A 12,943-nucleotide genomic window follows, 5' to 3' on the forward strand; every position below is an offset into this window, starting at 1 on the left:
ACACTCGTTGACTGACAGACCGCTATCGCGAGCAGGCTCGCTCCTACAGTTACATCACTTGGGTCCGGCTTTACAGGTCGCCATAACCCAACGAACGCAATGCACGCTCGTCATCGGACCAACCACCCTTAACCTTGACCCACAGGTTGAGCATGATCTTGGAGTCGAACAGCAGCTCCATGTCCTTGCGCGCTTCGGTGCCGATGCGCTTGATGCGCTCGCCCTTGTCGCCAATGATGATTTTCTTCTGGCCATCGCGCTCGACGAGGATCAAGGCATGGATATGCAGGGTCTTGCCCTGCTGCTTGAACTCTTCGATTTCAACGGTGATCTGGTACGGCAGCTCGGCGCCCATCTGGCGCATGATTTTCTCGCGCACCAGTTCGGCGGCAAGGAAACGGCTGCTGCGATCGGTGATCTGGTCTTCCGGGAAGAAGTGATCGTTTTCCGGCAGGTGCTCGGCGATTACGCGTTCCAGTGCATCGAGGTTGTGCCCGTGCTGTGCGGAAATCGGGATGATCTGCGCATTCGGCAACTGCTCCTGCAACCAGCTCAGGTGCGGCATAAGCTCGGCCTTGTCTTCGATGCGATCGGTCTTGTTCAACGCCACGATCAGCGGGCCGGTCACGTACTGGACGCGCTCGAGAACCATCTGGTCCTCTTCGGTCCACTTGGTGCGGTCGACCACGAAAATCACCACGTCGACGTCTTTCAACGCCGCCGAAGCGGTCTTGTTCATGTAGCGGTTCAGGGCCTTCTCGCCACCCTTGTGCATACCGGGGGTGTCGACGTAGATCGCCTGCACATCGCCCTCGGTCTTGATACCGAGCATGTTGTGACGGGTGGTTTGCGGTTTGCGCGAGGTGATCGCCAGCTTCTGACCCAGGATATGGTTCAGCAGCGTGGACTTGCCCACGTTCGGACGGCCGACGATGGCAACATAGCCACAGCGAGTTGCGTTTGTATCAGTCATTGCCATTCTCCACACCCAGGGCAATCAGTGCTGCGGCGGCCGCTACCTGTTCGGCAATACGACGACTCACACCCTGACCTCGGCTTTTTTCATTCAGTAAGATGATTTCGCATTCGACGAAGAACGTCCGGCAATGCGGCTCACCCTGGATATCCACCACTTCGTAACGCGGCAGCTCACAACCACGGGACTGCAGGAACTCTTGCAGGCGGGTCTTTGGATCTTTGTTGGTGTCGACCAGTGTCAGGCCTTCGAACTCGCCGGCCAGCCAGGCAAGCACACGCTCGCGGGCCATTTCCATGCCGGCATCGAGGTAGATCGCACCGATCAACGCTTCGAGGGCATCGGCAAGAATCGACTCGCGACGGAAACCGCCGCTTTTCAGCTCGCCCGAGCCCAGGCGCAGGTATTCGCCCAGATCGAAACCACGGGCCAGTACGGCCAGGGTCTCACCTTTGACCAGTCGCGCGCGCAAACGCGACAACTGGCCTTCGCGAGCCAGCGGGAAGCGCTCGAACAGCGCCTCGCCGGCGACGAAGTTGAGAATGGCGTCACCGAGGAATTCCAGGCGTTCGTTGTTACGCCCGGCAAAGCTGCGGTGAGTCAGGGCCAGGACCATCAGTTCCTGATCCTTGAAGGTGTAGCCGAGCTGACGCTCTAGACGGCTTAAGGAGACGCTCACGGTTTACCCACGCTGAGTTCGTGGCTGGATTCCACCGCCATTGCCGTGAGGCGGCGCAGGCTTGGGACAATTAACGCTGTGTTCAAAAATAACGTCCTGAATATCATTGTTTTCATGCCTCTGGCCCCCGAATCTGCCGGTTCCAGAAATGCATTCGGCGCTGTGTTCAACAGCGCCGTGTTTGATTACTTGATCAGGCCAACCCGCGAGAAATTCGGCAGGTGGCTGAGTTTGGGTTCCGGCCAGCTCATCCAGACCGCGAAGGCCTTGCCGACGATATTCTTGTCGGGAACCATGCCCAGCAGATCCTTGGGAATGTTTGGATCATCCCAGTAGCGACTGTCGTTCGAGTTGTCGCGGTTGTCGCCCATCATGAAGTAGTGCCCGGCCGGCACGGTCCACGAATGGTCCGGCATTGCGCGGTAGCGGCTCATTTCCTTGCGGATCATGTGCTCGGCCGCGCCGAGTTTTTCCTTGTAGAGCTCAGCGCTGCCCAGCGTGCCCGGCTCGGCGCCGACCAGTTGCTCGGCAATCGATTGACCGTTGACGAACAGGCGCTTGTCGGCGGTGTAGCGAACCGTGTCGCCCGGCAAACCAACCACACGCTTGATGTAGTTGACGTTCGGGTCGCTCGGGTAGCGGAACACCATCACATCGCCGCGCTGCGGATCACCGACTTCGATGACTTTCTTGTCGATCACCGGCAAGCGGATCCCGTAGGAAAACTTGCTCACCAGGATAAAGTCGCCGACATCCAGGGTTGGCTTCATCGAACCGGAAGGAATCTGGAACGGTTCCACCAGGAACGAACGCAGCACCAGCACGATGAACAACACCGGGAAGAACGACTTGCCGTATTCAACCAGCAGCGGCTCTTTGTTCAGCTTCTCGACCACGACCATGTCAGGCTGGCTGACGCTGCCCTGATAGGAAGCGATGGCGGCACGCCGACGCGGGGCCAGGATCAACAGATCGAGCAACGCCAACAGGCCGCAGACGAACACGGCGATGACCAGCAACAGCGGGAAATTTAGTGACATAGGACCTAACTATCCAACCTGAGCACTGCAAGGAAGGCTTCCTGTGGAATTTCCACGTTGCCGACCTGCTTCATGCGTTTCTTACCGGCCTTTTGCTTTTCCAGCAGCTTCTTCTTACGGCTGACGTCACCACCGTAGCATTTGGCCAATACGTTCTTTCTGAGCGCCTTGACGGTTGTCCGCGCAACAATCTGCCCGCCAATGGCGGCCTGGATTGCCACGTCGAACATCTGCCGTGGAATCAGTTCTTTCATCTTCTCGGTCAGCTGGCGACCTTTGTAGTGCGAGTTGTCACGGTGCACGATCAGCGCCAGGGCATCGACCTTGTCACCGTTGATCAGCACGTCCAGTTTCACCAGACTAGCCGATTGATAACGATCGAAATGGTAGTCCAGCGAAGCATAGCCGCGGCTGGTGGATTTCAGGCGATCGAAGAAGTCCAGGACCACTTCGTTCATCGGCAGGTCGTAGGTCACTTGTACCTGGGTGCCGAGGAACAGCATGTCGACCTGCACACCACGTTTTTCGATGCACAGGGTAATGACGTTGCCCAGGTGCTCTTGCGGCACAAGAATATTTGCACGCACGATCGGCTCGCGCATGTCTTCGATGGAAGACAGGTCCGGCAGCTTCGACGGGTTATCGACGTAGATCGTCTCGCCGGTCTTGAGCAGCAGCTCGAAGATTACCGTCGGCGCCGTGGTGATCAGGTCCAGGTTGTACTCGCGCTCCAGGCGCTCCTGGATGATTTCCATGTGCAGCATGCCGAGGAAGCCGCAACGGAAGCCGAAGCCCAGTGCGTCGGAGCTTTCCGGCGTGTATTGCAGCGACGAGTCGTTCAGGGTGAGCTTTTGCAGCGCCTCGCGGAAGTCTTCGAAGTCGTCGGAGCTGACCGGGAACAGACCGGCGTAGACCTGCGGCTGAATACGTTTGAAGCCTGGCAGTACATCAACGTCCGGCGTCGAGCTCAAGGTCAGGGTGTCGCCCACTGGCGCACCGTGAATGTCCTTGATGCTGGCGATGATGAAGCCCACTTCACCGGCCTTGAGGTCAGCGGTAGGGGTGTGCTTCGGGTTGAACACACCGACGCTGTCTACCAGGTGGATCTTGCCGGTGGACTTGACCAGGATCTTGTCGCCCTTCTTCACACGACCGTGGCGCACGCGTACCAAGGAAACAACGCCCAGGTAGTTGTCGAACCAGGAGTCGATGATCAACGCTTGCAGCGGATCTTCGTAGTTGCCGGTCGGCGCAGGAATGGTGGCGACCAGGCGCTCGAGCACTTCATCGACGCCCAGGCCAGTCTTGGCAGAGCAAGTGACCGCATCGGTGGCATCGATGCCAATGATTTTTTCGATTTCTTCTTTAACACGGTCCGGATCGGCCTGTGGCAGGTCGATCTTGTTCAGCACCGGCATCACTTCCAGGCCCTGCTCGATTGCCGTGTAGCAGTTGGCAACCGACTGCGCTTCAACGCCTTGACCGGCATCGACCACCAGCAGCGCGCCTTCACAGGCGGCCAGCGAACGGCTCACCTCATAGGTGAAGTCAACGTGGCCGGGGGTATCAATGAAGTTCAGCTGGTAGTTGATGCCGTCTTTGGCCTTGTAATACAGGGTGACGCTGTGCGCCTTGATGGTGATCCCGCGTTCACGCTCAAGGTCCATGGAGTCCAGGACCTGGGCTTCCATTTCGCGCTCGGCGAGGCCGCCACACATCTGAATGAAGCGATCGGCCAGCGTCGACTTGCCATGGTCAATGTGGGCGATGATGGAGAAATTGCGGATATGACTCAAATCACTCACGGATCAACACTCAAAAAGGCTGCAGGCATAGCCCGCCGAAAAATAGCCGGGAATTGTACCTGATCCACGGCGCAAGCGTCACGTTCGCAGGTCAGACGGTGCCTACAAAAACGCCCCGGTCTTGCGACAAGGGCGTTTTTTAACGTCAAAGCGGTCGGGAAATGCCCGCCGTCAGCCAGCTCGACGCAATAGCCAGAGCCCCGCCACGGCACAAATACCTGCCGGCACCAGCACCGAAAGCAACGGCGGGAAGCCGAATACCTGGCTCGAAGGCCCCAGCAGATCCTGAACGATGCGGAAGGTGAAGCCCACCAGCACGCCGGTGAACACCCGTTGACCCAGGGTCACCGAACGCAGAGGGCCAAAGATGAAGGAAATCGCCATCAATACCAGAGCGGCAGTCACCACCGGCTGCAACACCTTGACCCAAAATGCCAGCCAGTAGCGGCCATTGTTCAGGCCCTGGTCCGCCAGATAGTGGATGTAACTCCACAGGCCGCTGATCGACAGCGACTCGGGCACCATGACCACGGTATTCAGCAACTGCGGGCTCAACGCAACTTCCCAGCGCTCTTGCGGGGTCGAAACCACTTCGGTGTTGCGCTCGTGGAACAGTGTGGTCGTGACATCCGTCAGCTGCCAGTGATCGGTGTCGAACTCGGCACGCTTGGCGAAGCTAGCCGACAGCATGTGCCGCTCGTTGTCGAAACGATAGCGGGTCACGCCATACAGAATGCCGTTGGGTTGCACCGAGTTGACGTGTATGAATTCATCGCCCTGGCGGTGCCACAAACCGTGCTTGGCGCTCTGTGCATCACCGCTGCCCTGGGCCAGCGAGCGATTGGCCTGCGCGGTGGTTTCGGCAGGTGGCGCGATGTACTCGCCGACCAATACACCGGCGAGCATCAATACCAGCATCGGCTTCATGACCGCCCAGACGATCCGGCCGATCGACACACCAGCGGCACGCATGATGGTCAGTTCACTGTTGCTGGCCAGGCTGCCCAGACCGATCAGGCAGCCGATCAGCGCAGCCATCGGCAGTAGTTCGTACATCCGGCGCGGCGCGGTCAACAATACATAACTCAGCGCATCGACCAAGGTGTAGGTATCGCTGACTTCACCCATCTCGTCGATGAAGGCAAAGAGGGTCGCCAGACCGAGAATGATCCCGAGCACCGCCAGGATCGCCATGAACACACTGCTACCAATGTAGCGATCCAGCTTAACCACGGGCCACCTCCAGCGCGCTGCGGCGACTCGCCCTCTTCAAGCGCAAGGGCTCCCAATAGAGCAAGCCCAGGCCGATGGACAGGAAAATCCCGTGCACCCACCACAAGCCAATCACCGCGGGGATCTTGCCCTTGTCGAGGGCGCCGCGGGCGGCAATCAGAATGGTCAGGTAAGCCATATAAAGAAGAATCGCCGGCAGTAATTTGAGGAATCGGCCCTGACGCGGGTTGACCCGCGACAGCGGCACCGCCATCAAGGTCACGATGAACACCAGCAACGGCAGAGACATACGCCATTGCAGCTCGGCGCGCATGCGAATGTCTTCACTGCCGATCAACGTACTGGTCGGCATCGCGTCGCGGTCGGTGACTTCGTCGCTGACTTCCGGTTTTGGCAGCAACACACCGTACTCGTCGTACTTGATCGCCCGGTAGTCGGCCTGCCCCGGATTACCGTCATAGCGATAGCCGTTATCAAGGATCAGGTAGCGGTTGCCGTCCGGACGAATTTCCTGGCGCCCCTTTTCCGCCACCAACACGGAAATACCGCGATCCTTGTTATTGGAACTGATGTTTTTCTGCGAGATGAATACACCACCCAGATTGACGCGGTCATCCGACATGCGCTCGGTATAGGTGACCCGGGTACCGTCACGCAAAGCCTGGAAGCGCCCAGGCTCCAGGGTATCGAATTCGGTCAGGGCATCCTGTTTGTTCAGCAGCAACTGAAACTGATTGGCCCCCTGTGGCGCCAGGCTCAGGCTCAGCCACGCCACGATGAGTGCAACGAGGGTGGCCGGGAACAGCGTCATGCAAACCAGCCGCTGCTGGCTCATGCCAGTGGCCGAGAGCACGGTCATTTCGCTTTCGAGGTACAGGCGCCCGTAGGACAACAGGATTCCGAGAAACAGCCCCAGCGGCAGGATCAGCTGGAGGAAACCCGGCAGGCGATAGCCCATGATCAGGAACAACGAACCCGGATCCAGCAGGCCCGAAGCCGCCTGGGCGAGGTATTTGATGAAGCGACCGCTCATGATGATGACCAGCAGCACGGCGCTGACGGCGCTCAAGGTCAACAGGACTTCGCGGGATAGATAACGGAAGACGATCAAACCAGACACTCCAGGGTTGTCAGGCTAAGGCGGCCAAACAAGCAAACGTATCGGACAGCCCGCGAGGCAGAGCCGCCGAAAAAGATGGCGCATTATCCTGTGATTGGGTGCGCCTGTCACTGCGCAAGCTCAAGCAGCCTGTGAAAGCGCTGAAGATCGTACAACCGAGGGTTGTCAGCCGCCGGTAGCGAGGTTCAAACTGCGGCCTTTGTCGCCGGTCGATCCTGGCGCCTTTCTGTTTATAAGCAATCGACGCACATAAGGTGTCGGGCGCATGCGTGATAACCATCAATTCAGGGACCCGGACATGGAACTGGTTGTAAAAAGCGTCAACCCCGAAACGTTGAAGACCGCCACTCTCGTGGTCTCCGTTGGCGAAGGCCGCAAGCTCGGCGCTGTTGCCAAACAACTCGACGAACTGAGCGGCGGCGCGATCAGCGCAGTGCTCAAGCGCGGCGACCTGGCCGGCAAGGTTGGCCAGAGCCTGCTGCTGCAGAGCCTGCCGAACCTCAAGGCCGAGCGCGTGCTGCTGGTGGGCGTTGGCAAGGATGACGAACTGGGTGACCGCCCGTTCCGCAAGATCATCGCCGGCATCCTCAATACCCTCAAAGGCCTGGGCGGCAGCGATGCGGTGCTGGCCCTGGATGAACTGGTCGTAAAAGGCCGCGACAGCTACGGCAAGACCCGCCTGCTGGCCGAAACCCTGGTGGACGGCGAGTACAGCTTCGACCAGTTCAAGAGCCAGAAAGCCGAACCCCGCGCCCTGAAAAAAATCACCCTGCTGACCATCAAGGCTGCCCAGGCCGAAGTGCAACGCGCCGTGACCCACGCCACTGCCATCGCCAACGGCATGGCTTTCACCCGCAACCTGGGCAACCTGCCGCCGAACATCTGCCACCCGACCTTCCTCGGCGAGCAGGCGAAAAACCTGGGCAAGGAATTCAAGGACCTGAAAGTCGAAGTCCTCGACGAGAAGAAGATCAAGGCCTTGGGCATGGGTTCGTTCTACGCCGTCGGCCAGGGCAGCGCCCAGCCTCCGCGCCTGATCGTCATGCAATACAACGGCGGCAAGAAATCCGAGAAGCCGTACGCGCTGGTCGGCAAGGGCATCACCTTCGACACCGGCGGCATCAGCCTCAAGCCGGGCGCCGGCATGGATGAAATGAAGTACGACATGGGCGGCGCCGCCAGCGTGTTCGGCACCCTGCGTGCCGTGCTCGAACTGAAGCTGCCGATCAACCTGGTGTGCATTCTGGCCTGCGCCGAAAACATGCCGAGCGGCAACGCTTCGCGCCCGGGCGACATCGTCACCACCATGAGCGGCCAGACCGTGGAAATCCTCAACACCGACGCCGAAGGCCGCCTGGTGCTGTGCGACGCCCTGACCTACTCCGAGCGCTTCAAGCCGCAAGCAGTCATCGACATCGCGACCCTGACCGGCGCCTGCGTGGTTGCCCTGGGTTCCCACACGTCGGGCCTGCTGGGCAACAACGACGAACTGATCGACCAACTGCTGAGCGCCGGCAAGGCCGCCGACGACCGCGCCTGGCAACTGCCGCTGTTCGATGAGTACCAGGAACAGCTGGACAGCCCGTTCGCCGACATCGCCAACATTGGCGGTCCGAAGGCCGGCACCATCACTGCGGCCTGCTTCCTGTCGCGTTTCACCAAGAACCTGAACTGGGCGCACCTGGACATCGCCGGCACGGCCTGGACCAGCGGCGGCAAGGACAAGGGTGCCACTGGCCGTCCGGTTCCCCTGCTGACCCAATACTTGCTGGACCGCGCCAAAGCCTGAAACCGTTGATGGGCGGCGGCGTCACTTTCCGGTGACGCCGCTTGCCGCTCTGGAACCGCAATGACCAAAGTCGACTTCTATATCCTGCCCAGCGCCGATCCTTCGGCACGCCTGGACTTTGCCTGCAAGCTCACCGAGAAAGCCTGGCGCATGGGCCACCGCATCTACCTGCATTGCAGCGACGCGGCCCAGCGTGACGATCTCGATGCGCGGCTGTGGGCGTTCAAGGGCGAAAGCTTCGTGCCCCACGGCCCCGCCGACAGCGAACCTGAGGGTTTGATTGTCCTGGGGTTGGGCGATGACTGCGGTCAGCATCAGGATTTGCTGGTCAATCTCGACCTGAAAGTCCCGGCCTTCGCCAACAAGTTCGCCCGGGTGGCGGAAGTGGTGGTGGAGGATCCGACGATCAGAGCGGCCGCGCGGGAGAGTTTCCGTTTCTACCGCGAACAGGGCTATCCTCTGCAAGATCACCGTTTACAGCGACTCTGAGCCTTCCAATGGACACTCCAAAACCGCTGCAACAGTCCGCGCACCTGCTGGACGACCTTGAGTCGATCCGCCAATTGCTCGGCGATGACAACCTGCAACCGCCCCTGCTGACCGATACGGTCGAGGAAGGTGACCAGGAACAGATTCCGATGTTGTTCGACACCGTGAGCGAGCCTTCGCCACCCGTCGTACCGACAACCCCTGCCCCTATCGTTGAACCCGTCACCGCGGCGACGCCGGCGCCTGCCGCCAGCAAGAACCCGGATGACTTGCTGCACCTGGACAGCGAATTGCGCGCCGCCGCGCAGTTGATCATGCAAGACGTGATCGACGATTTCGCCCCGCACATCGAGACCGAAATCAAACGTCGCCTCAGTGCACGGCTGGAGCGGTTGTTGAGCCAGTACAACGACTAAATAATTGTGGCGAGGGAGCTTGCTCCCGCTGGGCTGCGAAGCGGCCCTGGCCTTTCTGTCAGTTAAACCGGTCTGGATGAATAAGCGTCTGCTGCGCAGCCGGGCGGGAGCAAGCTCCCTCGCCACAAAATAGCTCTCTGACACCAACTCCCCGCCACAGGTTGAATTTTTAAGTGCTCAAGTAACGCCCGATCAACGCAATCCCGCTGACCAGCACCAGCCACGTCACCAGCCGCACGAACGCCTCGCGGGACATACGCATGGTCAACCTCCGGCCAACCCACAGCCCCAGCGCCATCGCCGGCAACAGACAAACCGCCAGCACCAACAGCGGCAAATCGGCATACACACCGGCGATTGCAAACAGGCTCAGACGCACCACCGTACTGCAACTGATCAGCGCACTCTGGGTGGCCCGGGCCGCCTCCTTGGGCAACCGGCTGTTCAAATAGATCGCATAGAGAAAGCCGCCGCTGCCAAACAACGCGCCAAACATTCCGCCCACCGTCCCCATCGGCAACGCCCACAGGGCGGACAGCTGTGTTGGTCGGGTCTTGATCCACAGGCTGTAAATGGCATAGGCGCTGATAAACAGCCCCATCAACAGCAGCAACAGGTCGGATTTGAGGTTCAGCAGGAAAATCACCCCCAGCGTGCACCCCACAGCCATGCAGGGCAGCAAGCGCAGCAGTTCCGGTTTCGCCACATCACGCCGCGAGGGCAACAAGTTGCCGAACGCCGCGACAAAATCCAGCAGCACAAGCAGCGGCACGATCTTCGACAGCGGCATGAATAGAATCAGAATCGGCCCCGCCACCAGCGCAGTGCCGAAACCGGCGATGCCGAACACGATGTAGGCCAGGGCGATGCCTGCACCGATTACCAGCCATTCAAGCGGGCCGAAAGGCCATTGGTTCAACAGTTCGAACACACTCACTCTCCCATCTTCCTTGAATACCGCCGACGACTTTACCTCCTGTAGGAGCGAGCCTGCTCGCGAATGGGCATAACATTCAAAATTGATGTAGCTGACACAACGCATTCGCGAGCAGGCTCGCTCCTACAAGGGAATTGTGCTGACACATGGAGATTGACCACCGAATGCCTTTAAACTGCGCCCCATGATTAAAGATCCCTTTGCAAGACTCGGCCTGGACCGCGAAGTCCTGACCGTCAGCCAGCTCAACGGCCGCGCGCGGGTGTTGCTTGAAGACGTGTTCAGCAACATCTGGGTCGAAGGCGAAATCTCCAACCTCGCCCGCCCGGCGTCCGGCCACGTGTATTTCACCCTCAAGGACAGCGGCGCCCAGGTGCGTTGCGCGCTGTTCCGGCAGAACGCGGCACGGGTTCGCCAGGCCTTGAAGGACGGCCTGGCGGTCAAGGTTCGTGGCAAGGTCTCGCTGTTCGAGGGGCGCGGTGATTATCAGCTGATCCTCGACACCGTGGAGCCGGCCGGCGATGGCGCCTTGCGCCTGGCCTTCGATGCACTCAAGGAAAAGCTCAGCGCCGAAGGGCTGTTCAGTGCCGAACGCAAGGTGCCGCTGCCGGCGCATCCGCAACGCATCGGCATCATCAGTTCACCCACCGGGGCGGTGATCCGCGACATCATCAGCGTGTTCCGCCGTCGTGCACCGCAGGTGCAGTTGACCCTGATCCCTACCGCCGTACAGGGCCGCGAAGCCACCGCGCAGATTGTCCGCGCCCTGAAACTGGCGGATGCCCGCGGTTTCGACGCACTGATCCTGGCCCGGGGCGGCGGTTCGCTGGAGGACCTCTGGTGCTTTAACGAAGAAGCCGTGGCCCGCGCCGTAGACGCTTGCGTGACACCGATTGTCAGCGCGGTCGGCCATGAAACCGACGTGTCGATCAGCGACTTCGTGGCTGATGTTCGCGCGCCCACCCCTTCCGCGGCCGCCGAATTGCTGGCACCGGACTCCAGCGACCTGATGCGTCGGGTCGAAAGCCTGCACCGACGGCTGGTGATGCGCATGCGTGACCGCTTGATGCGCGACCGCCTGCGCCTGGAAGGCATTTCCCGGCGCCTGCGCCATCCCGGCGAGCGTCTGCGCCAGCAAGCGCAACGCCTGGATGACCTGGACATGCGCATGCGCCGCGCGTTCGAGCGCAGCCTCAACACCCGTCGTGAACGCTTGATCCGCCTGGAAACCCGTCTGGCCGCACAACATCCGGGCCGGCAACTGGCAATGCTGCGCCAGCGCCTCGACAGCCTGGCCGAACGCCTGCCGCGCGCGATCCGCGAAGGGCTGAAGAACCGTCGCCTGCAACTGCACAGCCAGATGCAGACACTGCATGTGGTCAGCCCGCTGGCGACCCTCGGCCGTGGCTACAGCATCTTGCTGGACGAGCGCGGCAACGCGATCCGCAACGCCGCGCAAACCCATACCGGCCAGCGCCTGAAAGCCAAACTGGGCGAAGGCGAACTGCAAGTGCGGGTCGAAGACAATCACCTGACGCCTGTCACCCTTTCTTTACTGGATTGATCCATGCCGCGTTTCTTTGCTCCGTTGCTGTTGCTGCTCCTGACCTTCAACGCCCATGCCGACAGCTACATCACCCGCCAGTTGAACAAACCGGTCCCGGGCGGCGTTGCCGTGCTGGACCTGGGCACGTCCGCCCAGGCGCCAAAAGCCACTTATGAAGGCAAACCAGTGCTGGTGGTCAAGGAACAGAACAACTGGCTGGCCATTGTCGGCCTACCGCTGACGGTCAAGCCGGGGGCTCAATCGGTCAGCAGCGGCGGTCGTAATCTGAGTTTTACGGTTGGCGACAAAAAATACCCGGAACAGCGCATCACCCTGAAGAACACCCAACAGGTCAATCCGGACCCGGAAAACCTCAAGCGCATCGAGCGTGAACTGGCCGAGCAGATTGCCGCTTACCGCACGTTCAGCCCCAACACCCCGAGCAACCTGCTACTGGACAAACCGGTGAGCGGGCCGCTATCGAGCAAGTTCGGCGTGCGCCGTTTTTTCAACGGTGAAGAACGTAACCCCCACGCTGGACTGGACTTCGCCGTGCCGGCCGGTACACCGATCAAGACCCCGGCCGCCGGCAAGGTGATCCTGATCGGCAACTACTTCTTCAATGGCAACACGGTGTTCGTCGACCATGGCCAAGGCTTTATCAGCATGTTCTGCCACATGTCGAAAATCGACGTGAAGGTGGGGCAGCCATTGGCCCGCGGTGACGTGGTCGGCAAAGTCGGCGCGACCGGCCGCGCGACCGGACCGCACATGCACTGGAATATCAGCCTGAACGATGCGCGGGTCGATCCGGCTATCTTCATTGGTGCGTTTCAGCCCTGATCCCTGAATAAGGCCTCTGGCCTCATCGCGAGCAAGCTCGCTCCTACAGGGATTGCGCTGTCCTGTGGGA

The 12,943-nt window shown here is 60.3% G+C and carries 12 protein-coding genes; 5 read left to right on the top strand and 7 right to left on the bottom strand.

The window, feature by feature from the left end; all coding sequences use genetic code 11:
• Positions 1-70 precede the first annotated feature (70 nt).
• From era to lptF, 6 genes are all read right to left on the bottom strand, one after another.
• Entirely contained in the window at positions 71-973 is a 903-nt protein-coding gene (era, locus tag KGB07_RS23065; RefSeq protein ID WP_007973959.1) for a GTPase Era, read from the bottom strand.
• On the bottom strand, positions 966-1,655 hold the full coding sequence (gene rnc, locus KGB07_RS23070) for a ribonuclease III (protein WP_008053221.1): 690 nt from the start codon (positions 1,653-1,655) through the stop codon (positions 966-968). The genes era and rnc overlap by 8 nt, the downstream gene beginning before the upstream one ends.
• A 185-nt stretch (positions 1,656-1,840) precedes the next feature.
• On the bottom strand, positions 1,841-2,695 hold the full coding sequence (gene lepB / locus KGB07_RS23075; RefSeq protein WP_046040956.1) for a signal peptidase I: 855 nt from the start codon (positions 2,693-2,695) through the stop codon (positions 1,841-1,843).
• A 5-nt stretch (positions 2,696-2,700) separates the two neighbouring features.
• Entirely contained in the window at positions 2,701-4,500 is a 1,800-nt protein-coding gene (gene lepA, locus KGB07_RS23080) for a translation elongation factor 4 (protein ID WP_046040954.1), read from the bottom strand.
• 171 nt (positions 4,501-4,671) lie between these two features.
• Complete coding sequence (gene lptG, locus KGB07_RS23085) at positions 4,672-5,733, bottom strand: LPS export ABC transporter permease LptG (protein ID WP_046040952.1); 1,062 nt, start codon at positions 5,731-5,733, stop codon at positions 4,672-4,674.
• Positions 5,726-6,844: an LPS export ABC transporter permease LptF gene (gene lptF / locus KGB07_RS23090; RefSeq protein ID WP_046040950.1), complete on the bottom strand. Its 1,119-nt coding sequence runs from the start codon at positions 6,842-6,844 to the stop codon at positions 5,726-5,728. Before lptF ends, lptG begins: the two co-directional genes overlap by 8 nt.
• Before the next feature lie 307 nt (positions 6,845-7,151).
• On the opposite strand from lptF, the gene KGB07_RS23095 reads away from it, so the two are divergent.
• The 3 genes from KGB07_RS23095 to KGB07_RS23105 are packed head-to-tail and all read left to right on the top strand — an operon-like array spanning position 7,152 to position 9,547.
• Complete coding sequence (locus tag KGB07_RS23095; protein ID WP_223466641.1) at positions 7,152-8,642, top strand: leucyl aminopeptidase; 1,491 nt, start codon at positions 7,152-7,154, stop codon at positions 8,640-8,642.
• A gap of 60 nt (positions 8,643-8,702) precedes the next feature.
• Positions 8,703-9,131, top strand: coding sequence for a DNA polymerase III subunit chi (locus tag KGB07_RS23100; RefSeq protein ID WP_046040948.1), 429 nt, complete (start codon positions 8,703-8,705; stop codon positions 9,129-9,131).
• An 8-nt stretch (positions 9,132-9,139) separates the two neighbouring features.
• Positions 9,140-9,547 (top strand): DNA polymerase III subunit chi, encoded by a 408-nt coding sequence (locus KGB07_RS23105; protein WP_223466628.1) that lies wholly within the window; start codon positions 9,140-9,142, stop codon positions 9,545-9,547.
• A gap of 169 nt (positions 9,548-9,716) precedes the next feature.
• On the opposite strand, the gene KGB07_RS23110 is transcribed toward KGB07_RS23105, so the two are convergent.
• Complete coding sequence (locus KGB07_RS23110) at positions 9,717-10,484, bottom strand: sulfite exporter TauE/SafE family protein (protein WP_223466629.1); 768 nt, start codon at positions 10,482-10,484, stop codon at positions 9,717-9,719.
• 184 nt (positions 10,485-10,668) lie between these two features.
• Here KGB07_RS23110 and xseA point away from each other — a divergent pair, with 184 nt between their 5' ends.
• Both xseA and KGB07_RS23120 read left to right on the top strand, forming a co-directional pair.
• Positions 10,669-12,048, top strand: coding sequence for an exodeoxyribonuclease VII large subunit (xseA, locus tag KGB07_RS23115; RefSeq protein WP_223466630.1), 1,380 nt, complete (start codon positions 10,669-10,671; stop codon positions 12,046-12,048).
• A gap of 3 nt (positions 12,049-12,051) precedes the next feature.
• Entirely contained in the window at positions 12,052-12,873 is an 822-nt protein-coding gene (locus KGB07_RS23120) for a peptidoglycan DD-metalloendopeptidase family protein (protein WP_223466631.1), read from the top strand.
• Positions 12,874-12,943 lie beyond the last annotated feature (70 nt).

Origin of the sequence: Pseudomonas sp. GL-RE-26, from assembly GCF_019956275.1 — a bacterium.
In the GTDB taxonomy this organism is placed as follows: Bacteria; Pseudomonadota; Gammaproteobacteria; order Pseudomonadales; family Pseudomonadaceae; genus Aquipseudomonas; species Aquipseudomonas grandcourensis.